19 protein-coding genes are annotated in these 24,944 nt (G+C 63.9%); 9 read left to right on the forward strand and 10 right to left on the reverse strand.

The genetic code is table 11. The features are described 5' to 3' along the window. Positions 1–14: 14 nt before the first annotated feature. Positions 15–5,987: a DUF7507 domain-containing protein gene (locus ACZ9YD_RS10750; RefSeq protein ID WP_465075203.1), complete on the reverse strand. Its 5,973-nt coding sequence runs from the start codon at positions 5,985–5,987 to the stop codon at positions 15–17. A gap of 342 nt (positions 5,988–6,329) precedes the next feature. Then, the gene (locus tag ACZ9YD_RS10755; protein ID WP_465075204.1) at positions 6,330–7,019 is read right to left on the reverse strand and encodes a response regulator transcription factor; all 690 of its coding nucleotides are present in this window, start codon (positions 7,017–7,019) and stop codon (positions 6,330–6,332) included. A gap of 361 nt (positions 7,020–7,380) precedes the next feature. On the opposite strand from ACZ9YD_RS10755, the gene ACZ9YD_RS10760 reads away from it, so the two are divergent. Both ACZ9YD_RS10760 and ACZ9YD_RS10765 read left to right on the forward strand, forming a co-directional pair. Then, complete coding sequence (locus ACZ9YD_RS10760) at positions 7,381–7,647, forward strand: hypothetical protein (RefSeq protein WP_465075205.1); 267 nt, start codon at positions 7,381–7,383, stop codon at positions 7,645–7,647. A gap of 26 nt (positions 7,648–7,673) precedes the next feature. Beyond that, positions 7,674–8,510, forward strand: a complete 837-nt coding sequence (locus tag ACZ9YD_RS10765; protein WP_465075206.1) for an alpha/beta hydrolase — start codon at positions 7,674–7,676, stop codon at positions 8,508–8,510. An 8-nt stretch (positions 8,511–8,518) separates the two neighbouring features. Here ACZ9YD_RS10765 and ACZ9YD_RS10770 read toward each other — a convergent pair whose 3' ends face one another. Together ACZ9YD_RS10770 and ACZ9YD_RS10775 are read right to left on the reverse strand one after the other, a co-directional pair. Beyond that, the gene (locus tag ACZ9YD_RS10770; protein WP_465075207.1) at positions 8,519–9,643 is read right to left on the reverse strand and encodes an LBF_2804 family protein; all 1,125 of its coding nucleotides are present in this window, start codon (positions 9,641–9,643) and stop codon (positions 8,519–8,521) included. A 309-nt stretch (positions 9,644–9,952) separates the two neighbouring features. Continuing rightward, the gene (locus ACZ9YD_RS10775; protein ID WP_465075208.1) at positions 9,953–10,135 is read right to left on the reverse strand and encodes a hypothetical protein; all 183 of its coding nucleotides are present in this window, start codon (positions 10,133–10,135) and stop codon (positions 9,953–9,955) included. 519 nt (positions 10,136–10,654) lie between these two features. Here ACZ9YD_RS10775 and ACZ9YD_RS10780 point away from each other — a divergent pair. The 4 genes from ACZ9YD_RS10780 to ACZ9YD_RS10795 all read left to right on the forward strand — a co-directional run bounded on the left by ACZ9YD_RS10780 (position 10,655) and on the right by ACZ9YD_RS10795 (position 13,686). After that, positions 10,655–11,671: an AraC family transcriptional regulator gene (locus tag ACZ9YD_RS10780; protein ID WP_465075209.1), complete on the forward strand. Its 1,017-nt coding sequence runs from the start codon at positions 10,655–10,657 to the stop codon at positions 11,669–11,671. Positions 11,672–11,762: 91 nt separating this feature from the next. After that, on the forward strand, positions 11,763–12,677 hold the full coding sequence (locus tag ACZ9YD_RS10785) for a type 1 glutamine amidotransferase domain-containing protein (RefSeq protein WP_465075210.1): 915 nt from the start codon (positions 11,763–11,765) through the stop codon (positions 12,675–12,677). Between the two features lie 73 nt (positions 12,678–12,750). Next, entirely contained in the window at positions 12,751–13,206 is a 456-nt protein-coding gene (locus tag ACZ9YD_RS10790) for a nuclear transport factor 2 family protein (RefSeq protein ID WP_465075211.1), read from the forward strand. A 219-nt stretch (positions 13,207–13,425) separates the two neighbouring features. Next, positions 13,426–13,686, forward strand: coding sequence for a hypothetical protein (locus ACZ9YD_RS10795; RefSeq protein ID WP_465075212.1), 261 nt, complete (start codon positions 13,426–13,428; stop codon positions 13,684–13,686). Positions 13,687–13,692: 6 nt separating this feature from the next. Here ACZ9YD_RS10795 and ACZ9YD_RS10800 read toward each other — a convergent pair whose 3' ends face one another. Then, the gene (locus ACZ9YD_RS10800) at positions 13,693–14,106 is read right to left on the reverse strand and encodes a hypothetical protein (RefSeq protein WP_465075213.1); all 414 of its coding nucleotides are present in this window, start codon (positions 14,104–14,106) and stop codon (positions 13,693–13,695) included. A gap of 332 nt (positions 14,107–14,438) precedes the next feature. Here ACZ9YD_RS10800 and ACZ9YD_RS10805 point away from each other — a divergent pair, with 332 nt between their 5' ends. After that, positions 14,439–15,779 carry a putative bifunctional diguanylate cyclase/phosphodiesterase gene (locus ACZ9YD_RS10805; protein ID WP_465075214.1) on the forward strand — a complete coding sequence of 447 codons (1,341 nt, stop codon included), beginning with the start codon at positions 14,439–14,441 and terminating at the stop codon, positions 15,777–15,779. A 192-nt stretch (positions 15,780–15,971) separates the two neighbouring features. On the opposite strand, the gene ACZ9YD_RS10810 is transcribed toward ACZ9YD_RS10805, so the two are convergent. The 4 genes from ACZ9YD_RS10810 to ACZ9YD_RS10825 all read right to left on the reverse strand — a co-directional run bounded on the left by ACZ9YD_RS10810 (position 15,972) and on the right by ACZ9YD_RS10825 (position 20,493). Continuing rightward, a complete protein-coding gene (locus ACZ9YD_RS10810; protein ID WP_465075215.1) occupies positions 15,972–17,309 on the reverse strand; it encodes a Fic family protein in 1,338 nt (445 codons plus the stop codon). Between the two features lie 104 nt (positions 17,310–17,413). Continuing rightward, the gene (locus ACZ9YD_RS10815; RefSeq protein WP_465075216.1) at positions 17,414–18,799 is read right to left on the reverse strand and encodes a serine hydrolase domain-containing protein; all 1,386 of its coding nucleotides are present in this window, start codon (positions 18,797–18,799) and stop codon (positions 17,414–17,416) included. A gap of 485 nt (positions 18,800–19,284) precedes the next feature. Continuing rightward, positions 19,285–19,686, reverse strand: a complete 402-nt coding sequence (locus ACZ9YD_RS10820; RefSeq protein ID WP_465075217.1) for a hypothetical protein — start codon at positions 19,684–19,686, stop codon at positions 19,285–19,287. Positions 19,687–19,749: 63 nt separating this feature from the next. Next, positions 19,750–20,493, reverse strand: a complete 744-nt coding sequence (locus ACZ9YD_RS10825) for a PIN domain-containing protein (protein ID WP_465075218.1) — start codon at positions 20,491–20,493, stop codon at positions 19,750–19,752. Positions 20,494–20,629: 136 nt separating this feature from the next. On the opposite strand from ACZ9YD_RS10825, the gene ACZ9YD_RS10830 reads away from it, so the two are divergent. After that, positions 20,630–21,496 carry a protein NO VEIN domain-containing protein gene (locus ACZ9YD_RS10830; protein WP_465075534.1) on the forward strand — a complete coding sequence of 289 codons (867 nt, stop codon included), beginning with the start codon at positions 20,630–20,632 and terminating at the stop codon, positions 21,494–21,496. Positions 21,497–21,532: 36 nt separating this feature from the next. Beyond that, complete coding sequence (locus ACZ9YD_RS10835; protein WP_465075219.1) at positions 21,533–22,156, forward strand: hypothetical protein; 624 nt, start codon at positions 21,533–21,535, stop codon at positions 22,154–22,156. Positions 22,157–22,477: 321 nt separating this feature from the next. On the opposite strand, the gene ACZ9YD_RS10840 is transcribed toward ACZ9YD_RS10835, so the two are convergent. Then, positions 22,478–24,928: a hypothetical protein gene (locus ACZ9YD_RS10840; RefSeq protein ID WP_465075220.1), complete on the reverse strand. Its 2,451-nt coding sequence runs from the start codon at positions 24,926–24,928 to the stop codon at positions 22,478–22,480. Positions 24,929–24,944: the final 16 nt, after the last annotated feature.

Genomic DNA, 24,944 nt, shown 5'->3' on the forward strand with positions numbered 1-24,944 from the left:
GTGGCGGTTCCCGTTCACTTGCGCACCTCCCCGACCGGTGCAGCCGGATCGCGCGTGGCCTCGACCCGTGTATTCGCACGCGCCCCCGGACTCAGGCGTCCTGCGAGTGCGTCGTAGACAGCCCGCGCACGGCGCAGGCCCAGACCGACGTTGTAGGCATGCGCGCCGCGCACGTCGGTGTGTCCGACGATGCCGACCACGCCGCCGCCCAGCGTTTCCAGACGCGCGGCCACTGCATCGAGCAGCGCTGCGAATTCGGGCCGGATCGTCGCGCGATCGGTCTCGAACAGCACCGTGCCGAGCAGCACGTCGCCGTTGCCGACACCGGCCACCAGCGCATGCGGATCCTCGACCCGCGTGCGCAGTTCGACCTGCAGCGCCTGCACGGCCGCTGGCGAGACCTTGCCCTGCAGCGCGTCGCGCACCGAAGCCGCACGCGCGAACGCCAGCGCTTCCTGCCCACCTTCGCCGGTGATGACGATGCTGCCGCCGCCGTGGCGGTCGACCTCGCGCGCCATCGCTTCGATCGCCGGCAGCATGTCCGCGCGCAGCGCGCTGCTGTCGGGATCGAACATCACTTCGCCCAGCGTCATTTCGACGGTCTCGCCCGGTGCCTGCAGCTCGACCACCGGCAGACGCACGCCGAAATCGAAGCGCACCGGCAGACCGGCGGTCACGCGACGCACCAGCGGATTGGCCGTGGTGAACGTGGTGCCCGGCGGCAGCGTCGCGGGATCGACCTTGAGGATGAAGTTGCGGCCATGCGCGGCGGTGCCGCCCGGCACGTCGACCAGGTGGTAGCGGCCGTACTGGTCGGTCTCGATCAGCAGACCTTCGACCGACGCAATGCGCACGCCCGGAATGCCGCGCTCGTCGATGCCGACATTGCCGATCACGTACTCGACCAGCACGCCTTCGCCGTCCTGCGAGACGCGACGGGTCACCACCGGCTCGGCAGCGGACAGGCCCTTCGCCACGTCGCCACTGCGCTCCAGGCGCGTGCTGCCGTCGGCCGACATGCGCAGCGTCGCGCCGTCGCCGCTGGTGAGCACGAAGTCACCGGTGAAGTCCGCACTGCGTAGACGCTGGCGGATCACGACCTGGTTCGCCTCGACCGGATCGGCCACCGACTGGCGACCGGCGATCGTGTCGAGCACCACACCGTGCACCAGCGGCGCGCTGGCGTCGGCGAGCGGCTGCGGGCCGTCGCCATGATCGATCGTCGTCGAACCCGCGATGTAGGCACCCGGCGCGAAGCCGCCCTGCACGCGCACATCGCGCAGCGCAGCACTCGCCTGCCAGCCATCGCCGTTGCGATCGTCGAACACGGTGCCGAACACCAGGCTGTCGTCGAGCAGCGGATCGAACGCGGTCTGTACCTGCGCAGTCGCGACGTTGGACAGCGCGATGCCGCCTGCGCCCTGCGCCTGCACCTGGTTGACGTGACCACCGGCGCGGATGCCGGCACCCACGCGCAGCAGGTAGCTCATCGTCAGACTGTCGCCCGGCGCGAGATCGAGGCTGGCGATGCGGATCGGACGTGCGCCCGTTACCGACAGCGCACGGCCATCGCTGGCGGCCAGCGACCCGTCGACGTAGCTGAAGCCCGCCGGCGGCGTGTCGACCACGCTGGCGCCCGAGACCACGGCATTGCCGATGTTCTCGACCGTCACCGTGTAGCGCACCAGATCGCCGACCTTGACCTCGCGCACGGCGGCGGTCTTGGTCACGCGCAGCGGCGCCACGCCTTCGACGCGGACGAGCACCGTCGCGGTATCGCAGACCGGCGACGGGTACGAGGTATCGCAGACGCGATAGACGAAGCTGTCCTCGCCGGTGTAGCCGAATTCGGGCGTGTAGGTGCAGATGCCGTTCGCACACTCCACGACGCCGTGGCCGGGCGGCGTCAGGATCGTCAGCGAGCCGGGGTCCAGGGGCGCACCCGTGCTGGTGTCGTTGCCGACGACGAGGACGGGCGTGGGCACGCCGGATTCGACCGTGCCCGCGTCGTCGTCGATCGCTTCGACGATGTTCGGCATCACTGTGACCGTGACCGTCGCGGTGGCGCAGTTCGACGGATTGGTGATCTCGCAGATCTGGTACTCGAACACGTCGTCGCCCGAGAAGCCGGGGTTGGGCGTGTAGGTGATCGTGCCGTCCGGATTGATCGTGATGCGGCCGTTGGCGGGCGGCGTCACTTCGATGACCGTGACCGCATCCGGATCGACCGGGATGCCGTTGAGGGTGTCGTTGTCGAGCACCGGCATCGTGACCGGCGTGTTCTGGTCGGTCGTCGCACCATCATCGACCGCGTCGATCGCCGGGGCCTCGACCACGACCGTCACGGTTGCGGTGTCGCAGTTGTCCGGGTTGAGCGTCTCGCAGATCGTGTATTCGAAGGTGTAGCTGCCCGCCGGCGTACCCGGCTCGACACCGACGACACCCGTCGTCGTATCGACCGTGACACCGGGCGGCAGCGCGCCGGTCGTGATCGTCACCGTGTCCGGCGTTGCCGGCACACCGTTGCGCGTGTCGTTGTCGAGCACGTTGCCGACCGAGGGATCGCCATCGGCGCCGCTGACGGGGCCGAAGCTGTCGTCGCTGGCGACGATCTCGGCCGCCTCGACCACGATGGTCACCGTCGCGGTGTCGCAGTTGGCCGGATTCAAGGTCTCGCAGATCGTGTATTCGAACGTGTAACTGCCCGCTGGCGTGCCCGGCTCGACGCCGACGACGCCCGTCGTCGTATCGACGGTGACGCCATTGGGCAACGCGCCCGTGGTGATCGTGACCGTGCCCGGAGTCGCCGGCGCACCGTTGAGCGTGTCGTTGTCGAGCACGTTGCCGACCGACGGGGCACCGTCGGTGCCGTTGACCGGGCCGAAGCTGTCGTCGCTGGCGACGATCTCGGCCGCCTCGACCACGACAGTCACCGTGGCGGTGTCGCAGTTCGCCGGATTCGCCGTCTCGCAGATCGTGTAGTCGAACGTGTAGCTGCCCGCCGGCGTACCCGGCGCGACACTGACGACGCCCGTGGTCGAATCCAGCGCGAGACCAGGCGGCACCGTGCCGGGCGTGATCGTCACCGTGCCCGGGGTCGCCGGCACGCCATTAAGCGTGTCGTTGTCGAGCACGTTGCCGACCGACGGATCACCGTCCGTACCGTTGACCGGGCCGAAGCTGTCGTCGTTGGCGGCGATCTCGTAGGGCGTGATGCCGACAGTGACGGTCGGGCTGCACGCGGCGGACGTGCTGCCTGCAGGACAGACGCCGGGCTCGCCCGTGGCGATGGTGGCGGTGTTGACCAGCTGGCCGGCATTGACGTCGGCCTGCGTCACCACATACGTGCCGGTGAGCACGCAGCTCGCGCCCGGCGCGAGGCTGGCGCAGACGATGCGGTCGGGCGTGATGCGATCGTCGCGCACGTCGACATCGGCCAGCGTCACCGTGCCGGTGTTGGTCGCGGTGACGGTGTAGGTCAGCGTATCGCCGAGCGTGACCGTGCCACTGCCATCCTCGTCGGCGTTCGCGCCCAGCGCCTTGTTGGTCGCAAGCCCGGGACTGCGGACGATGTCCACGTCGGCGTCGTCCGGCGGGCTGGTCGTCGTGCCGCCACCCGGCGGCGTGCCGGTCGCCGTCGCGGTGTTCAGTACCTCGCCCGCATCCACTTCGGCCTGGGTGATCGTGTGCGTACCGGTGCAGGTCGTCGACGCGGCGGGCGCCAGCGTGGTGACCGGGCAAGCGGCGGCGGCATCGAGCTGGGCATCGTCGATCGCGAGGCCCGTCAGCGTGACGTTGCCGGTATTGGTGACGAGGAACGTGTAGCCGATCGTGCTGCCGACCGCATTGCCGCTCGGCGTGCCCGCCGTCTTGACGACGGTCAGCGACGGCGTCGCCGCCAGCGTCACGTCGTCATCGTCCGGCGGACTGGTCGTCGTGCCACCACCCGGCGGCGTGCCGGTCGCGGTCGCGGTGTTCAGCACCTCGCCCGCGTCCACTTCGGCCTGGGTGATCGTGTGCGTGCCGGTACAGGTCGTCGACGCCGCGGGTGCCAGCGTGGTGACCGGACAGGCCGCCGGGGCGTCGAGCCGGTCGTCGTCGATCGCGAGATCGGCGAGCGGCACGTTGCCGGTGTTGGTCACCAGGAACGCGTACGCGATCGTGCTGCCGGCGATGGCACCGGTCGGCGTGCCGGCGGTCTTGACCACGGTCAGCGCCGGCGCGGGGGCGACAGTCGGCACATCGAGACTCGGACGGCAGACCACGTCGGTCGAACCGACCGGGCAGAGCCCGGGCGTGTCCGGCGTGGTGATGACCGCGGTGTTCGACACGGCGCCCGCGACGATGTCGGCCGCGGTCACGGTATACGTGCCCGTCAGCGTGCAGACCGCAGCCGCCGCGAGGGGCGCGCAGGTGATGGAGGTCGGCGTGATGCGGGCGTCGGTGAGCGTCACCGTCGGCAGCACGACGTTGCCGGTATTGGTCGCCGTGATCGTGTAGGTCAGCACATCGCCGAGGGCGACGGGTGCGGCCACGGTGACGGGAACCCCGTTGACCGCCGTCAGCGCCTTGGCGGAAGTGAGCGCGGGCTCGACCTCGACCGGCGTGTCCTCCGTGCAGTCGTTGCCACCGACGGCGCAGTCGATGCCCGGTGTGCCGTTGACGACGACGCTGTTGGAGATCTGGCTGACGGTATCGGCGAGATCGACATCGATCTGCACCACGAACTGCAGGGTGACGCTCTGGCCCACCGCGATGTTGACCGGGCTGGTGTTGGTGCAGACGTCGGCGGTGCAGCTGAAGGCGTCCGTCGTTCCGGTGCGCGAGGTGTTCGCTGGCACGGTTTCGACGATATCGCCGGCAAACAGGGTCGCGGCCTGGGTGCCGCCGATGTGTTCGATCCGGATGTCGTAGGTCAGGACATCGCCCGGCGCCGCCGGTTCGCCCATGGGAACGGCTGCGCCATCGCGGGTGATCGAGGCCAGGGACTTTGTCACCTGGAGCTCAGCCGGCGTGATCGTCGGAAAGCTGCAGGACGCAAGGTCACGCCCACGATTGTTGCTGCCGGTGCTGACCGATGTCGCGACCTGCGTCATCGTGCCCGTGCCCAGATTCATCGCGTAGTACACGCCCGAGCTGTTGTTCACCACGTACAGCAGGCCATCGCCGCCGAAAGCCGCGCCGGCATAGACCACGTTGCCAGCCGGGGCACCCGTGAAGGCCTGCTGCCGGGTGGCGGTTGCGGCTGCGACATCGACCTTGTACAGATCGGAACCCGCGACCAGCCAGCCGAAGCCCTGGTCGTCGAACGCGATGTCGCCAGAGCCCACGTCGCTCGGCGCCACGTCGTAGACCAGCGTGGTCGGCGCGCCCACGGTGTAGCCGTAGGCACTGCTGCGCACCAGCCGATACATCTGCGCGGTCGCGCCGGCGCCGACCTGGCTGGCCGCGGTGATCAGATAACCCACGCCCTCGGCGGTCATGCCCGCGCGCGGCAGATTCGGACTGACGACTGCACCCGTCTGGTACCAGCCGGGATTCGTCGGATTGGTCGGGTCGTAGGCCCAGATGCTGCCGGAGCCTCCGTCATGGAACAGCAGGCGGTTGCGCTCGCCGCCAGCCCCGGGATCCACCATCAACGCGTTGACGTTGGGGGCGAGCGTCAGATCCAGGCTGGTGACACGATTGTCGCTAGGCGAGCCCGGTGGATACTGGTAGATACCCACGCCGTTGACGATGTTGAACACATCCCCTGTGGCGCAGAAGTCCGGGCCGCTCGCGCCGATCGCCACCGTGGCACTGTCGGTGTTGCTGGCCGGGTCGACATCGTTCCGGCCGGCAGGAGCAGTGACGGTCGCGACATTGGTCACCGTCGAGGACTGCGCGATCGCCAGATGCGAGACGCCCGCGATCAGCGTGAAGGCCAGTGCCAGCAGAAAACCGGACGCGGTCGTCCGCGCCCGGCCGGAAAGCGATGTTTCGAACACGTAGCTGCCCCTTTGCGCCGTTAAAAACAGCGCATGCGTTCTGGCGCCAATGTGGCGCCTCTGTCTTCACTGCTTCGGCGCGTTGCCCAACACGCGCCTCCCCCGGACGTCTCGACCGGACCGCGATGCCGCGGACTGATGAGACGTGCGGCGCGCACTATATGTGATGCGCGCCCCAGAATCACCCACCTTGTGTTGCCGAGCCTCACCTCATGTGAGGGAGCCCGGTGATCCGCAGGCAGACGTAGGGTTAGAGAAGCGAGGGTCGTCCATCGGGACCGCACGCCGCCCTGGAAGACGGCCCGATTCCTCGGGCCAGATGCGACTTGCGGGCCACAAGCGCTACCAGGCGAGGACGTAACCCACGCCGCGCACCGTCTGGAGCGGAAGGCACACACCGGTCGCGTCCTGGCACTTGCGACGCAGGCGGTACACCAGCATTTCCAGCCGGTGTGGGTCGAAGCTCTGCAAATCGTCGGACAGGCTGGCCATCAATCTGTCGCGGCGGACAGGCGTGCCGGGCACTGCGGCAAGCAGCCGCATGATCTGCTGTTCCGGCAGCGACATCGCGACCGCGCGACCATCGGGCAGCAGGATGCGCCAGCCCGCGGTATCCAGCCGCCAGCGCCCGGCGGCCTCACCGGCGCCCACTCCCACACGGCGGGACACGTTGCGCAGGGTGGCGACCAAGGTCTCGGACTCGACGGGCTTGTTGAGGTACGCATCCACACCAGCCTCGAGGCCGCGCAGGCGATCGCGGTCGGAGATGTACCCGCTCAGCATCACCAGGCCCGTTGCCGGCGCCGCCTTGCGCAGATGGCGGGCGACCTCGACGCCATCCTCGTCCGGAAGACCGACATCGAGCAGCACCAGGTCGTAGCGATTGGCGACGAGATCGCGATACAGCGCAAGCGCGCTCGCCAACCCGGTTGCCCTGAAACCCGACGCACGCAGTAATGGCAGCAGGATCTGCTCGCGCAGCGCGTCGTCGTCCTCGACGACCGCCACCATCGGTTGGTCGACTTCACTCACGCTCGCATCGCCTCGGCTCCGCACGCCTCTTTTGTAGGCGCCGCGAAGATAGCAAATCGATGCAGTCGTCCGGTTCCGAGATCCCGGCAGATGGCTGCCGTCTGCGCGGAGCGCGTACGCGCGCAGGCGTTACGCGCCCAGACGGATCGTTTGCCGACACTTGATTGCCCACCGTCAGGCAACGAACCGTCACAGGTCCATGACGACACCTGCCTCCGCGGACGCGCGCTCAGCGCGCTCGCAGACCGTGATCGACTGCAGACATTCCACATCGATCACGAACGCACGCGCATGACTTTCGGCGCACGTGTCCACGTGATGGCGGCTGCTCCGTTCGAATGCCGACTTTGGAGCCACGCCGATGCGCCTGTCCGTCCTCATGCTTCTCGTGCTGACCACCTGCACGACGGGTGTCGCCTCGGCTGCCGAGCATGATCTCGTCCTGCCCGATCATCGCGACACAGGGCGTTCGACGCGGCTGTGCGCCGAGCAGGCATCGCCCGAGAGCGCCGATGGCGTGGCGCTTGCTGGCGAGGAATGGGGACGGTGTATCGGGGCGCTGCACGCGAATGCAGCGCGCACCGCAGCCTTCAACATCACCGAGGCGGCGCAGGACTGTCGACGCTGATCGCGCGCCATCGGCGCGATGGCGAAGTGCGCCTGTACGCCGTGTCCTATGGCACCCAGCTCGCGCTGCGCATGCTGCAGGTCGCGCCGCAGCCACTCGACGGCCTGGTGCTCGATGGGCTGGTGCCCCCCGAGTCAGCCGCGCAATGGGATTTGGGACATCGCACCACAGTCGTGGATGGAGTCGGGCGGGCGTTGCTCGGTCCCGATGACGTCATTGCCTACCGCACCCTGCTAGAGACGGACAAAAACGCCCCCTGGCGCGCGCACGTGCCCGGCGGTGACCTGCGCTGCACGCTCGGCATGCTGATCAACTTTCCCAGCCTTCGCGCGCGCATTCCCGCGATCGTCGATGCCCTGGCCGACGATGACGCAGCGCCATTGCAGCTCGCCCTCAAGGATCTGCAAGTCATCCACGCCGCGTTGAACGCCGATCCATTCTCGCCACCGTCGTTGCCGCTGGTGATGTCGATCTCTGACTCGGAAAACAACGACCGGCGCGACCTCGACCGCGCCACCGTGGATGCCGAAGCGCGGGATGCGCTGTTCAAGAGTCCCCTCCCCGGCGTCCTGGCCGACACGCCGTTGCCTCTGTATCCACGCGACCGTTTTTTTGGCGGCGCCCCGGCGCGTCTGCCTCGCACGCTCGTCGTCCATGGCACGCTCGATCCGAACACGCCGTACGCGGGCGCGCTGGCCCACGTGTCCACACTGCGCGAAGCCGGGCGAATCGAGATGACGACCGTCGAACAAGGCGCGCACATGTTGGCCTTCGTCGCGCCGACCTGTTGTATCGCGGCGAGCACCACGTTTCTTAGTGGCGTGGACCTGACGCCGTCCTGCAGTGAGCCGACGCCCGAGTAACGAGTCGATCAGGCACGCATGCCTGACGGATCGGGCGCGCATCGCCCTTCGATGACACGTCGCCGTGCCGTACGCAGCGCGTCGCCGAGGGACGCGCCGCAAGCCGCGTAGGCGGATGCGAGCACGCGTCGCTGTCGACGGCTGCTGCGTCCGCGCAGGGCGATGGTCGTCGTCGACAGCGCCAGCACTGCCTGCTGCGTGGGCGCATCGGCACGCGCGAGGCGGGTGCGCACGTCCGTCCACTCGGGAATGCGCGCCTCGATGCCGAGCGTCTCGCACAGGCGCGCGAGCAGCAGGTCGTAATTGGGATGCGCGTCCTCGGCCGCGACGATGAGTTCCGCAACGGCGTCCAGCGCCAGGCGCCGGCCATCGTCGTCCAGCTGCGCACGCTCAAGCGCCACGACGGCGTCGCGGACGACCAGCGGACCGGCCGCACGCACGCGCGCCTCACGGATCACCCACCATGCGATCAGCGCGTTCCAGCCGGCAAACACGGGCACTGCTGCGAACGGCAGCAGCACGCGCAAGCTGCTGCGCGCGAGCACGCGGCGGGCAAGGATCCGCACCACGAAACTGGTCGCGCCGATCTTGACGCGGTACAGCACGGTGTACGCCAGCATCCTCAAGCGCGAGGTCCGCACGTAGGGATCGAGACCGTGCAGCGAACGGCGCGGATTCGGAATATCGAGCGCCGCGCGCGACAGGCCCGTCACCAGCACATCGTCAGCGTCACCGCGCGACACCGATACGCCAGCCGCATCCGCAATGCCCGCAACACTGCGCAGCAGCACCCAGTACACCGCCAGTATTTCCAGCAGGCTCACCAGCAGCGCGATCCCGCCGTACCACGCCCAATACGCGAGGTCACGCGCCGGGGAAAACAGAGACGGCTCGGCACTCGTGCCCAGCGCCTCGCGGAGCCCGACATCCGCAGCACCGATCAACGCCGCGGAGACGGCACCGGCCAGCGCGCACAGGCCGACCGCCCACCACTGCAACCGTTGGATGCGCGTCCGATCCTCGTCCTGCCACGCATTGATCTCGCTGTCGTCGCGACGACAACCACGGCGCAGAAACGCCAGGCCCGTGCGCTCCACGATGTTCAGGCGTCCGACGTCCGCTTCGGTGTCCACGATGCTCCAGCGCAGTGAGATCGGCCGAGTCTAGCGACCGTGCTGGCAAGACCGGGTGCATCGACCGGCAAGCGGCAGGTCCACGCGACCTGTGCCCGCGGCCCGCGTCGACCGGTCAAGTCCGCGTCTTCGGACACAGAAGTGAGCGCACGGGCCGCAAACGCGCGGGTGCCGCACTGCGATGCGGGGGGCGCCGTTCAATTGCGCTCTGACGCCTGCCTCGTTCGTCCCGCTCAAAAGTGCGCTCGACGGTCGCCACGAGCCGGGCGCCACTGCCGAATCATTCAACGACGCGTGTGCGCCAGGCGCTTACGGGTCGCTGGATTCGTTCCTGCGCTTCATCTCTTGCGCGTCCTGTCTCGCTTGCGCGTCCTTCTTTTCCTGCGTTTCTCTCTTGGCTTGATCGTGATGCCACTTGATCGCGAAGAACATGCCCGTGCCAAGCACGACCACCTTGAACACGATAAAGACTATCGGGAACCAATCGTACATGTCTGTTTACTTCCGGGTGGTCACTCGACACCACGTGTCGTGAGGCGCACGCATTGCCTCACTCGGCTGCGCGAGCAGCTTCATTCTTTGCGCCGGCCATTGTCGAATGGCATCTTAGACCTGTCTGAAAGGGCCACCACGCGACCGTTTGTCGCACCTGCATTCCTTGGCATCAATCCGTGCTCAGCGATCGGAATCCAAGTGGCAGGACGCAGACATTCGACTGGAAGCCGCCGTCGATGCACCTCGCGTCGAACGGACACGCCAAGTCCACGCCACCGTCCGCTCCGCCATCTCCAGAGCATCCTCTACCTCGATGCCGGGAGAGCGAACGGACCGCTCGAGCTTGCAGGACCGGAACGAATCCGGACGCACCCCTAAATTACCCTGACCACGCGATCGCACGCGCTCTACGAGCAGTGGATCCTGGCGCCACTCGAGGCCAGGACGTGAGCCTGACTTCGTCGGTCGTGGTCCCGTTACTCTATTCACAAAGCCGAATTCCCGAATGCTCCGACCATGCTGAGCCAACACTTCCTGTTCTTCTTCGCCATGCTCGGCGCCTTCAATGGAATCGGCGTGGCGTCGTTCCTGTGGTGGCGCGCGAAAGGTCAGCCGACGCAGCGATGGCTGGCGCTGCTGCTCCTGATGGTCAGCGTGCGCACCGGGAAGTCGGCGGCCTTCCATGTCTGGCCGGAGATTCCGCTGGTCGTGCTGCAGATCGGACTGACCGCGTGTTTCCTCATCGGGCCCTGCCTGTTCTTTCTGGTGCGATCGAGCCAGGGCGATACGCCCGGACCGGGCGCGGCGGACCGGTGGCACATCGCCGCGCTGCTGGTCATCGCGGCGGGCGTGAATCTGCTGTTTCCCTATGACGACCACGTCGCGCTGTGGCGCGGCGTGATCACGCCGGGCATCAACTACGCGTGGCTGGGCTATCTGCTGCTCGCCAGCGCGCAGCTGTACCGCCATCGCGCGCGACTTCAAGGCACGCCATCCGGCACGCTGCTGCTGGGTGCGCTGGCCGGGATCTGGCTCATCTGGACCGCGTACTACACCGCGGGCTACACCGCCTACATCGTCGGCGCGCTGTCCTTCACCTTCGTGCTCGCGGCGAGCGTGCTGGTCTATCTGCGCATGCGCGCCGGTCACGCGGCAATCGAGCCGTATCAGGACCGTCGGATTCCCGAAACCGAGGCCACTGCGCAGTTGCAGAAATTGGCCGAGCTGATGGCGCGCGAGCGTCTGCATTTGGACCCGGCGCTGACCCTGCCCCGTCTCGCACGCCGACTCGGCATGCCCGCCGCGCGGCTGTCGCAGTTGTTGAACCAGAACAACCAGACCTCGTTCAAGCAGTACCTGGCGCAGCTGCGCGTGATCGAGGCCAAGGCGCTGCTGCGGCAGACACCGGCGAAGCCGCTTGAAGTGGTGGCCGAAGAAGCCGGCTTCCAGTCGATGTCGACCTTCTACAGCGCCTTCAAGAAACAGGAAGGCGCCACCCCGGCCGCGTTCCGCGCGGCGCACGCCGACTCCTAGAATCGATTCCAGCACTCCTGGAACAGATTGCAATGCATTGATTCGAAAGCGATTCGCCTAGCGTACGGGCTCCTTCCTGCGAGCCCGCCGCATGCCTGCCATCCGCTTTCTCATCGCGCTCCTGCTTCTCGTCCTGTCGCCCTGGCCATGCGGTGGGTCCAAGGCCCATGCCGCCGAAACGATCTCCGCGCGCACCGGTGTCGAGAGCACCCTGACGACCGCGTCCCCGGCGTCGGCCAGCACGATCGCGACCACCGCACCCGCTGATCTCAACACGCCCGCCAGCATTGATCAGGCCCGCATCCTCTTCATCCTCGCCAGCGCCCGGGTCCACGGCAGCTCGACGATCCCCGCCAGCATCAGCTTCGGCGAGGTGGTGCATGCCTGGGATACGTTCCACGCCGCGGGCTATGCGATCGACTTCGTGACGCCCGACGGTGGCGATGTGCCGATCCTCGATGCCTACGTCGACGACGACGTGGCGCCGCGCCTTGAAGACGCCCGCATCATGCGTGGCCTGCGCAACACCGCGACGCCCGCGCAGATCGATCCCGACCGCTACCGCGCCGTGTATTACGTCGGCGGCAGCAACGCCATGTACGGCGTGCCCGAGCATCCCGTTCTGCAACGCATCGCCACGCATGTCTACGAGCGCAATGGCGGCGTGATCTCGGCCGTGTGCCACGGCACCGCGGGCATCGCGCACATCCGGCTCGGCAACGGCCGATACCTCGTCGCGGGCAAGCGCATCAGCGGCTACCCCGAAGAGCATGAAGACCAGGACGCCGCGTACTTCAGGCAATTCCCGTTCCTGATCCGGCAGACGGTCGAAGCCCGCGGCGGCGCCTTCCACATGGTGGACAGCCCAGCGCCGTACATCGAAGTCGACGGCCGCGTCGTCACCGGGCAGAACTACGCCTCCGCAGCGCCAGTGGCCGAAGCCGTCGTCGACGTGCTGCGCGGGCTTGCGGCGCAACCGCCCCGCGCCGACACAGCGCAACGCTGAAGCCCCCATCAGCGCCATCGCCAGGCGGCGCTGCTGTACGCCCCACCCACCCAACCATCACCAGGACAGACCCATGCACACCTCACACCGCACCACCGCCTTCGCAGCCGCCCTGTTCTTCCTGCTGCCCGCCGCCGCGATGGCCCAGACAAGCGACAGAGACGCCGTGGATCGCGTCATGCAGACCTTCATGCGCGCGTACACGACCGCCGACAACGCGCTGGCGAAAGAAGTCTTCCGAAGCGACGGCGTCATGATCGGCACCTCGGCGAACCGCGGTCCCGCGCTCGCCCAGCGCACCGGCGCGCAGTTCGCCGAAGGCTTCGACGGCAAACCCGCCGCCAACGAAGACCAGCGCAAACGCAGCTATGAAATCGTGGACGTGGCTCGGGACCTCGCTGCGGTCCGCGTGGATCTGGATTACCCCGGCTGGCGCGGCGTGGACTACGTCGTGCTGATCAAGGTCGAAGGCGAGTGGATGATCGCCAGCAAAACGTGGACGGGCTATCTGACGCCGCGGACACCGTAATGCGGCCGATGCCCACCGTTTAGCCCGACAGCAACGCGCCAGCTGCGATGCAGCTGGCGCCTTCGTAGCAAGGGGGCTGCAGAGAGCGCTCTCCTGACCACCCGGAAGTAGCACTCTGACCCTGTTCCTGCTCAGGGATTCGCCGAAATCTGCATCCGCACTCCGCTTTCCACTCGTATCTATCTCTCCAAGCTGCTGCTCACATTCTGGAGAGTTGCGATGGCGCGTCTCGCGTATGCGCACGATTTCGCTGTCACCACGCTGCCTCGCCGCACGATGCATGCCGTGGTGGCCGAACTGAAAGCTCATGTACGAAGGCAGAAGGCAATGGGGTGCAGTGAGCTGGCCTGGAGCGTCAACGTCGGCGGGCTCAGCGACGACGCGCTCCACGAGGCAATGGCTGCCATGGGGCGAGTCGGTTGCACGGGTGCATGGGAGCGCGAGGGCGGCTTCGTCGCGCACTACACCCTGAGCTGGTGAGGCGCTTCACGAAGACGTGGCCTGTGGGCCCGCATCGCGAGTGGATCCATCCCCAGTGGCCCCGGGTGACACCACCGGCGGCGACAGATGCCAATGCAGTCGTGTCAGCAGACGATCGCAGACAGGCGGATCGCGGTTGCTGAGGCACCTCAGGGTCATGTCGCGGGTCGGATAGTTCGACAGCGCGGCGCGGTTGCCGGGCGCGCCGCCACCGTGGCCCCAATGCGGAAACTCGGTCGGGCCGACGAGAGAGCCGTAGCGGTACCAGTCGGTCTGCCGCTTGATCGCCTCCTCCAGTAGCGGCAGTGGGATCAGCGTGCCGGCTCTGAGCGCTTCGACGAATCGCAGCGCTTCATCGGCCGTGGTCACGCCGCCGCCTGCAGGCGTGCCGCGCCATGGCGGTCGCTCGGCGCTCTGCACCAGTGCCGGCTTCGAGCTTCTGCCATGGATTCCATCGTTGATCGTCAGCGCGGCGGCGACGACATGCAGGGACGTGACGGGACGCGCTGCGCACGCGGCAGCACATCGGAGCCAAGCGCTGTGACAGCGTTCGCACTTGGTGATGTCAGTCGCACGTGGCGGCCCAAAGATGAACACGGAACCGGCATCATCCGCACCCGATCGGCGCGGCCTCGAAGCCGCATCCGCTGCACCAGAACACCCCCCCGAATGACCTTGCCCAATCAGCCTTCTTACGGGAAGACGCATTGATGTAGCCGCGTCGCGCCAACGCTGAAAGAACGATCAACAGAATGACGGACATCGATGGGCGCGATCAGCACGGAATGCTGAAATTCCAGACCACGGCGCGTCGCGAGAAGGTGGCCGCCCTCCTGTCGCTGACAGGCGTGGCATGCGTGGTTCTCGGGCTGGCGTGGGCGCTGTGCTACTGGTATTTCGACCGCGCGGGACTGTCGGTGCTGTTCGTGGGCGTCATGGTCGTTGGCGTACTGGCACTGGCCCGCAGCAAGCGCAGCGATGGCAGGTCGATTCTGTTCGTCGCGCACGGCATCCTCGCCGCGGTGTGCGCGATCTCGCTGATCGACGCGCCCATCGAGTGGGTGCCGCGATCGACGCACATGTTCCTGCTCCCGCTCGCCGCCGGGGCGGCCTTCACGTTCGAAGCGCGCGAGCGCTACGGCTCCCTGGTCTTCCCGTTGATCTGCCTGGCCGCGTTCGCCGCGTTCGCGGCCGGTGCACTGGATCCACTGGCGCCGCAGATTTCGCCGCCCCTGGAGGTGCGGGAGTGGGGCGCACGATCCAACATCCTCATTGCCATCGCGCTGCTGGCGGCCATCTTCAGGATCTATCGGGCAGACGTCGGCAAGCGCCTGCGTCTCGAGCGCCAACTGGGCCGGGCCGTGCGCAACGGCGAGATCGAATTGCGCTATCAGCCGCAGGTACGGGGCGATGGCACGGTCACGGGCGTGGAAGCGCTGGCGCGTTGGCGCCACCCGTCGGGCACCCTGCTGTCACCCGACGTGTTCATCCCCGTCGCCGAAGAAAGCACGCTGATCAGCGACATCGGCCTGGAAGTCTTGCGCCAGGCCTGCGAGAAGCTTCGGGCATGGTCCGAGGGGACGCGCACCCGTCATCTCCGCATTGCCGTCAACGTCAGCCCGATCCAGCTGATGGACGAGGATTTCACGCCGTCCCTGACCGCCGTCATCCGCCAGACGGGCATTGACCCTGCCCTGCTGGAACTGGAGCTCACCGAGTCCGCGTTGTCCACCGACACATCGGCGATCGTCGACAAGATGCGGGCCATCGAGACGTTGGGAATCACCTGGGCACTGGATGACTTCGGCACCGGCTATTCGTCCCTGGCGACGCTGCGCCAATTGCCGGTGCGGAAGCTGAAGATCGACCGCCAGTTCGTGCAGGAAGCCACCGCCCAGGACAGCGCACAGCGCCTGCTCGGCAAGATCATCGAGATCTCCCAAGTGATGCACATGAGCGCGCTCGCCGAAGGTGTCGAGTCCGTTACGCAGCGCGATCTGCTGATCGGGATGGGCTGCGACCATTTCCAGGGCTATCTGTTTGCGCGCCCCATGCCCGAATCGTTGCTGGAGGAGTGGCTCGACGCACAGTGAAGACGACGGCCGGAGGCGTCAGCCCGCTAAGTACGTGAACCCGGCACCGTTACCCCTCGTCATCCGATCGCTTTAGCGCGTCGGAATCGGTAGCGCAGCATGAAGCAGAAAGTGACTTTTTCACCAGTCCGCAAACTGGCTCGTCCCCGCGTCCGACGTTCCCGTCCCCTGCTTGGGTCTTCCTCCTGCACCTCAACGCTGCAGACGCTTGGACATCTCTTCCGCAGGTGTGAACACGAACGCCTTTCCGCTGCGCCCTTGATCGAGCAGCCGCAGCTTGACCAGGCCCAAGAGATCCGCGCGAGCGGTTGGATAGGTGACCCGATGGGCCGCCTGGTGACCGGCGATCTCGTAGGCGCTTTCGGGGTTGCGGATGGCGTGCAGCAGCAGCGCACGCTGACGGTGGTTCAGCAGCGCGCCCAATGGAGAACCGGGGCGCAACAGTGTTTCGGCCTGGCTGCGCTCCCGTGCCTTTCTCGCGAGGTAGCCACGCAAGCCCTCGACAGCATCGATGATGACGTTCAACTGGTGCGCGACGAAGTAGGTCAGGTCGGTGCCATCGCTCTCGGTGTAGAGGTAAGCGCGGATATAAGGCGCCGGCGCCTTCTTCAGCACGCTGGAGATGGAGATGTACTCGCTCAACCAGTATCCCGACCGCAGCATTGACCAGTAAAACAAGGCGCGAGCGGTGCGGCCGTTGCCATCGCAGAACGGGTGGTCGTAGCCGATCTGGAAATGGATCGCGATCGCACGGACGATCGGATGCAGAAACTCGCCCTCGTCCTTGGCATTCGCGAAGTCGCAGAGCGCCTGCAGCCGTCGCGAAAGTTCCGCAGCACGCGGCGGCACATGCAGGACGATCTCAGGGTCGAGCCGGTCCTGGACGACAACATTGTCTTCGGCAGTGCGCAAACGTCCCGCCTGCGATGGATCATCCATTGCGTCATCCATCAACTCGCGATGGATCTCGAGAATGGAATCGATGGTGAGGGGATCCGCCTGCCGCCGCCGCAACGACTGCATCATCGCGTAGTTGTTGTGGATCATCCGTTCGCTGCGATCGCGGGGCGCACGCCCGGTGCTGAGCATTTCCTTGGCGATCTGCCGCGTGGTGGAGGCGCCTTCCAGTTGCGATGAGGTCATCGCTTCCTCGATCAGCGAACGCATCAGATAGTGCTTTCGCGTCGTGTCCTCATCCACCAGACCACTGGCCTGGATTGCACCGGCTGCCTCGCGGTCCAGAAAATGCAATTGCCGCTGCATGTTGCTGGTCAGCGACACGTTGAACGGCTGCCCCGCCTTGTCGGCCAAAGCGACAGGCCGCTCCAGACCTGCGCGGGCCAATTTGATGCCGGCCCACCAGCTCTCGGCGCTCAGCCCAGCAGGTGGCGTCAGATGCCTGACATGGTCCCAATGGTCGTAGACGCCGTTGACCTCCGCGCCGATCCCGTGGCGCAGCAGCGTCGCAACGTCAGCGCCGCCCTTTCCAAAAAAATCAGTGAGTTGCGGTGCCTTGACCGGTAGCTTCATGGCGAACTATCAGTTTTCTATAAATTTGATAGATATTTATATCAAATCTTCTTGGTACGCAAACCGCCGGCCATTACGCGGCTTCGGGTGAACGCGCTGCAGCATTACCGCCCCAAGGCGTCACTGGGTGCTGGCGGCGGCGACAGATGCCAATGCAGCCGCGTCAGCAGGCGGTCGCAGACCGGCGGGTCGCGGTTGCTGAGGCAGACCATGGTCATGTCGTTGGTCGGATAGATCGACAAGGCAGCGCTGTTGCCGGGTGCGCCGCCGCCGTGGCCCCAGTGCGGAAACTCGGGCGGGCCCGACGAGATGAAGCCGTAGCCGTACCAGTCGGTCTGCTGCTTGATCGCGTCTTCCAGCAGCGGCAGCGGGATCAGCTTGCCGGCTTTGAGTGCCTCGACAAACCGCACCTCGTCATCGGCCGTGGTGACGCCGCCGCCTGCTGGTGTGCCACGCCATGGGAGTTGATCGGTACTGGGCACCAGCGTGCCGTCGTCGGCCTGCGTGTAGCCGCGTGCGACGCCATCCATTTCTTCCAGCGTCGGGAAGCGCGTGGCGGTCATGCCGGCCAGCGTGAAGACGTGTTCGGCCACGTAGTCGTAGTAGCTCTGTCCGCTGACCGCCTCGACCACGGCGCCGAGCAGCAGGAAGCCGTAGTTCGAATACTCGAAGTCCGTTCCCGGCGGGAACACCGGTGCGCGGTCGCCATTGAGCTTGATCAGATCGGCGATCGAGCGCACCCAGGCGCGGTTTGCGGCTTCGTCCGGCTGCAGCACGCCGATGTCGCCGGTGCCGCCCTGGTGTGCGAGCAACTGCCGGATGGTGACGGCTGCCATCGCCTTATTGGGGTAGTCGGTTAGGTGCTTGCCGAGCGGATCATCCAGGCCGAGCTTCCCGGCCGCGACCAGCTGCAGCACCGCCACGGCGGTGAACATCTTGCCTTGCGAGGCGAACAGGAACGGCGTGTCCAGCTGCACCGGCGTGTCGTTTTCGCGGTTGGCGAGCCCGAAGGGCTTTGCGTAGAGACGCTGGCCGTTCTGTTCGATGACCAGCACGCCCGAGAAGCGATCCCCTGCCGCCAGTTGCGTGGCGAAAGCGTCGAATGCCTCCAGCGCGTTCGCCTGCGAAATCGGCAGCGGCTCTTGCGTGATGTGGTCGAGACGCCCCGACGCTGCGTCCTCGACTTGCACGGTGATGCGTCGCTGGACGGGAAAGCTGCGTTCCTGCGTCAACGCGACGAACTCCAATGGTTCGCTGCGTTCAACCGCCACCACATCCAGACCGCCGGTCTCTTCGCGGCTGTCGAGCAGGTACTCGATGTTGTGCTCGGGCTCTCCGAATCGCCGTGCGTTGAACACGGTCAGCGCAGCGCGTTCATTGCGGTTGAATGCGTCCAGCCATTCGTCGAAAGCTGTCTCAGCTGGTGGCTTGGCCAATGCCGGCATTGCGAGGCAACACAGCAAAACTGCCGCATTCAACGAGATCCTCATGAGCATCCCTGCTTGTTGGTCACCGGAGCAGCAAGTGTGTCCCTAATCGAGCCGAGAAGTTTGGAACCCTAGCTATCGGTTGGGAACGGTCTCACGCCCGCTCTCATGTCCCACCGCGCCTCGCTTGTCGCAAGGAAACGTGCGTGCAAGGTGGCGAACCCAACGAGGAGTGCAGCCCAAGCTTTCTGCGCCAACGGGTAGTCGGGGTCTGCCTCTGGAAAAAAAATCGCTAAAGGCAGGAACATCACTAGAAACTTGACCCAGACCCACACGCGCATGCGCTGAAAGCTCTCATGCCCCAGATAAGGCTCCATCACACCAAGGGGCGCAGTGGGAGTCCACGCCCAATAAAAGCCTGCACCAAGCACGAAACCTCCGATCAGAACCCCTAGGGTCGCTGCATCCATCGCGCGCTCTCCTTGCAGCCTCGGTTGTAACCTGCTCTCACCGAGAGCTCACAGAACGTGGAAGTGAACCTGACCCCGTTATCCGGACTGCGGAATCTGGAGTGGCTCCTGCGTGATGTGGTCAAGAAGGCCCGACGCTGCGTCTTCGACTGTCACGGTGATGCGTCGCTGGACCGGAAAGCTGCGCTCCTGCGTCAACGCGACGAACTCCAAGGAATCGTTGCGTTCGACGGCAACCACATCCAGGCCGCCGGTCTCTTCGCGGCTGTCGAGCAGGTACTCGATGTTGTGCTCGGGTTCGCCGAATCGCCGTGCGTTGAACTCGGTCAGCGCGGCGCGGTCGTTGCGGTTGAATGCGTCCAGCCATTCGTCGAATGCTGTCTCGGCAGGCGGTTTGGCCAAAACCGGCGTAACGATGCATAGCAGCAACGCGACCGCCCTCAACGAGATCCGCATAAGCATTTCATCCTTGCCGGTCACCCAGCAGCAAGTGTCGTCTCATTCGAGCTGTTTTAGTAAAACTGACCCCGCTACTTGCGAGAATCAACGCGGCGGATATCTCACTTTTGTCCCTTCGATCACGATGCGATGTGTGTCCTTGAGGCTCTGAAGCACTGCATCGATGGCCTTCTCGTCCAGTGCAGGCCTGAGCCACGATTTGATCGAGGCCCGTAGGCCCGACACTGTGCCCGGCTTCGTGGACTTGGCCAGCAGTGCGAGTACGGACTCGGCGTGTGCGGCACTGGAACGCGTCTGCACTTTGGGCGCAGACGCGGAAGTCGGTGGACTGACGACGATCTTGATGCTCGCTGTCTTTACGGACTTCGCGACGGCCGGCTTGGCTGCAGCGGGTGCGGATGCAGGTTCGACGGGCGCGGCCTTCGTGGCGCTTGTCTTCTGGACGCCTGTCGCCGCCTTGGTCGGTTTCGTGACTGGACCGAGCTCCGGGATTCGCCTGCAGTCGACCCCCTTTGCCACCAGGTGGCGCACCAACGGATCGAAGCCTGTGTCCTTCGAGACGATCCGGAACCTGGCGTTCGGCTCATGAGCGGACAGGCATCCGATGTAATAGGCGATGTGGAAATCCACAGCATCCGGCCCGCTACCGGTGATCTGGATGTACTCCGCGTCCGTGCCGAACGGCTGCAGTGCCCGCGCCAGATCCAGCATCACCTTGGTCTGCTGTGCGCCCACAAAGACCTTGACGCACGACGTGCCCGGCTTGAGGCAGTCGAGCGCCTTGGGCTGCACGTTCTCGAAATCGATCAGGTAATACGGCTTGTCCATGCGCCCTCCCCCGTTGGCCCGATTCTGCCGCGTCGTCGAAGCAGCGGGAAGCTGGGAAGCGCATCCTCGGCGAGCCATGCGACGAAGCGTCCCGCTATCCTGGTACGACCCCGCAGGAGCGCGCGCATTGGACATCATGGAAGGCGAAACCGGAGCCCCTTGGACCGACGCGGAGATCGAAGCGACGGTCGCCACCTATTTCCAGATGTTGAGGACGCAGGAGCTGGGTCAGGCGCTCAACAAGGCGGAACACAACCGCCGCCTGCAGGCGTGCATACCTGCGCGCAGCCGGGGTGCCATCGAGTTCAAGCACGCTAACATCAGTGCGGTACTCATGGAGGTCTATGACGCGCCGCAGCTGCGCGGCTACCTGCCCCGCTTCAACTATCAGAGCGATCTCGTGATCCCGGTCGGCCACGCGCTCGCAGCCGACCGTGTGCTGGATGAGGCGGCACTTCGCAACGTGCAGAGCGCGGTGGAAACCCCGCTGCTCGAAAGCTACGACACGTTTGTGGTCGATGCCCCCGCGCGGGCAAGCCGCAAAATCCGCGAGCCACGAAAGGACTGGTCGACCGTCGTGCCGATCAAGCGCGACTACCTGCACCGCGAGGCACTCAATCGCTCCCTCGGACTCGCCGGCGAACGACTCGTCATGGAGTACGAAGCCCGACGCTTGCACAGCCTAGGAGCCCGAACACTGGCCGAGCGCATCGAACATGTGTCGCAAACGCGTGGCGATGGCTTGGGCCACGACGTGCTGTCGTTCGAACAAGATGGGCGCGAGCGCTTCATCGAGGTCAAGACCACGGCGTACCTGGCCGAGACCCCCTTCTTCATCTCGCCAAACGAGGCGGCGTTCTCGGACACGCACGCCGAACAGTTCCACCTCTATCGCCTGTTCGACTTCCGGCAGTCGCCGCGGATGTTCATGCTGCCGGGCGCGGTAGGCACGCATTGCCGTCTAGATCCGGTCAGCTTTCGTGCAACGCTCTTGGCCCGTTAATTCATTTCCACGCGATCGCCCAGGGAGGGCATGCACTTGATCAAGGACGTCCTAGGCGCTGGCGGTCCCGGCTTGCTCATTCCTGTCGTGTTGTTCGGATTGGTGCTCTACGCTGCGCGCGGCTTGTTCGGCCTGCACGGCAGACGCAATCAAAGCCGGAACGAGTTCTTGGAGCGATGGGATCCGAAGCGAATTGACGACGATCTGTGGCTGGAGGTGACGATCCGCCACCTGTACGGCACGAATCTCCCCGCACATGTCATTCGCGCCGCGCTTGCACATCCGCACGCAAGCCAAGCGTTGAGTGATCTGTCCGAAATCTGGGCATTTCTCAGCTACGACGCTGACACACGGACGGTCAGCTGGCAGTACTCAATACATCGCAACCAGACCACGCGCGGACTTCTACGCTACTGGCCGCTCATTCGATATTTCTTGTTCGCCTTCAGTGGTGCCGGCGCCGCGTACTACGCAGCGCACATCAGCGGCCTCACCCAGTGGGTCATTTCGATCTTTGCCGCCGTCATGATTTCTTGCGCGTTTATCAGCCTGTGGCACGGAGAGGCTGAGAAGGCGGCGGCCAAGGTCGGCGAAGCGTGGATCAAAAGGATCAACGGCGTCTGCGACATCACCCCGCCTGCCGGCGCGGATAATAAGTGAAGCTAGCCCCGTTAGCGGCGCAAGGCGCCTACCTCGTAATCCGGAAAGTGAACCTGACCCCGTTACTCCGATGTTGTGCTCGGGCTCGCCGAAGCGTCGCTTGTTGAACTCCGTCAGCGCGGTGCGATCGTTGCGGTTGAATGCATCCAACAACTCGTAGAAGGCCATCTCGGCAGGTGGCCGGGCGAAGGCCGGCGTTGCGAGGCACAACTGCAGCGCCACTATTCTCACCGAAATCCGCACAAGCACTTCTTCCTTGAGTGTCGCCGTAGTCGAACTGATAAGTGAACCTGATCCCGTTTGCTGCACCGTTTGCTGAAGTTACACACTTCTGCCCCAGTTTCTCTTCGGCGTATTAGACTTAATCTTCCTTATTGCTTCATCGACATTGTCCAAGACAGCAGTCCTAATAAATTCAATAGTCCTGTAACCGTCAAGGCGAGGATCATCCGCCGACGCCTCCTTTTCAATGTCAGACAAATACTGCAAGAAAACCATCATCCTGTTCTTCCTCAATCGCATTTTGACGACGGGATTACTTTCGACAAGAATTTCTGCAGTGAGATCATGCACTCGTTGCCAAACCGAGCTATCGATAGCCGTGTCGTACATGCACTCTTCTACATATACGAATTTACGGGAAAGAATTTTTACGTAGAAGCCACCGGATCGAGTCACCATTACAGACGATGAGCTAGACACATCGGCGGAGTCGACCGTCTTGATCAATCTGTGATTGTGAAGCGTTGCAAGACAATCCCGGACGTTATCTTCGGTAGCTCCCGCTCCAGCGAAAATTTCGTAACACTCCGAAACTTTAACCTCCATGGAGTGATCGAACCTTGCGCGCTGCAAAAGGAACTGAAGCACGAAGCAGCGCAAGAGACGAAGACGCCTCGAACCGAGCCTTGAGTCGAAAATATTTATACCTTCCGCACGGGACTCACTAAAATGAAGCCACTGCCCGAGCATGGAACCCTTGAAAACTTCGTGAAAAGGAAAGTAGTAGGTAACGTTTCCGGCCAAATACTGCTGGAGAGCCCGATCGGCCTCGATATGCCCCGAAGTAAGAAAGTTTTTCACCAGGGATATACCTTTTCGTACATTTAGGTCGGATATAGCTTCGATATAGTCCCCAGCCTCACCCCTCAGTATGCTCTGTTGAACTATATCAAAAAAGAAACTCATATCAGGAACACTAAGATATTTATTATTAGGAAGGTCAATCGTCGCCGATTTCTTCTCAAGTATCTTCTTGGAATACGAAAGTCGTGCGGAAATAACTGCTTTTAGCGGCGGCGGATCCAGCCACAGCTTGCGTAGCTCATAAGCATCAAATGCAGAGTCCGTCTTGTGCCTCACGAACGTTGTGTCTCGAATACTGACCATCACATGGCAGAAAACTCGTTTCGACAGCGCGAGGCCTTCGGCAAAAACTCGAGTCTCCAGCGAATCGTCCTCGTACAGGTCCACGTTATCTAAAACAATGACCGCGAGTGAATTACTCGCCATGTGACCTAATACTTTGTCAACGTATGGCTCGATCTTTTCGTAGTCCTCAAAAATCTTTCGCGATAAGATTTTATTTATCTCATTGGAGTCGCCGGCCATCATTGCGAGCGGGCCCGACTTCCAAGCCTCTATATCCTGTGCATAGGCGGGTTTCACATACTTCTCGTGGCCGCCCGGGCTTGAAATAACTGCATTTAAGTACTTCTGGATTTTCTCATAGATAAACTTTCTTGGATCACCGCCTACACCCAAGCCTTCCAAGTCAACGTAAATCCAGTGGGCTTTCTTGGCCGACAGCGCATTTCGACCCGCAACCAATTCGAAATGCTTTAGGTACGTTGATTTACCCGCACCGACAGTTCCAATAATCAGCGTAACGGGCGGAGCGTAGCTTGGACTGGAGGATTTTAGGATTGTTTCAAGGTGATCACCGCTTTTTCCGCGATTAATCCGCTTCGCAGGCGCCACAGAATTCGGCTTAGGGTCTCCCAAATGCATTCCAAGCATTGCATCAAACTTGGTGCGCGCTTCGGTCGTAACAAAGCACCTTTTAAGTGCTTCAACATTTACAAGCAATGACTCTGAGTAAAGCGCCTGATCTAGTGCAGGCGCTATATGGTCAGCAATATTATTCCGATCAACTCGATCATCCGCCGCTCGAAAGGCGGTGAGCAGCCTTTCCTCAGGCACAACCTCGTCATTTGTAACTTTAGATAAGCTGCCTAAAGCGACGTTGCTGCATGCAAAAATATCGAAAAGACGCTCTGCGTGGCCATCCTTAGAGAAGGGAAAAAGGAGATTGGCGTAGCTGTCGCCATCCGACTTCTCAAGATTGAAGTAGCACCAACAAAATCCGTTAGTGACTACGACAACCTTTGCCTTTTTTACTTTTGCATACGCTTTGGCTTGCTCTATGGCGTCTGAAATTTCTTTGGTAGAAAGTACTGAGCCGTTAAATTTTAGCCTGGTCTTGTCTGTTGGCGACGGAAACGCCGCGCCCACTTTCTTAGCTTCGACGACTATCGAGAAGTCTCCCGCACGAAGTAAGTAGTCCACGAATCCGGACCGTTGACCCGCGGAATGCTCCTCCACTCTGACCATACCATTTGGCCATCCGAGCACTTCTCTTACGAGCCGATCAATAACGTCGTAGCGAGTTTGAGCTTCGTTTATGCCAGTGAGGTCTTTTTCTCCGACAAAATTTTTGATCGGATCAAATTTTTCCGAAGCATCGCCCCAGTCAGCTCGGAGAGAACTCATGTCTCAACTCCTATCC

It is taken from the genome of Luteimonas sp. AC640a (assembly GCF_979256585.1).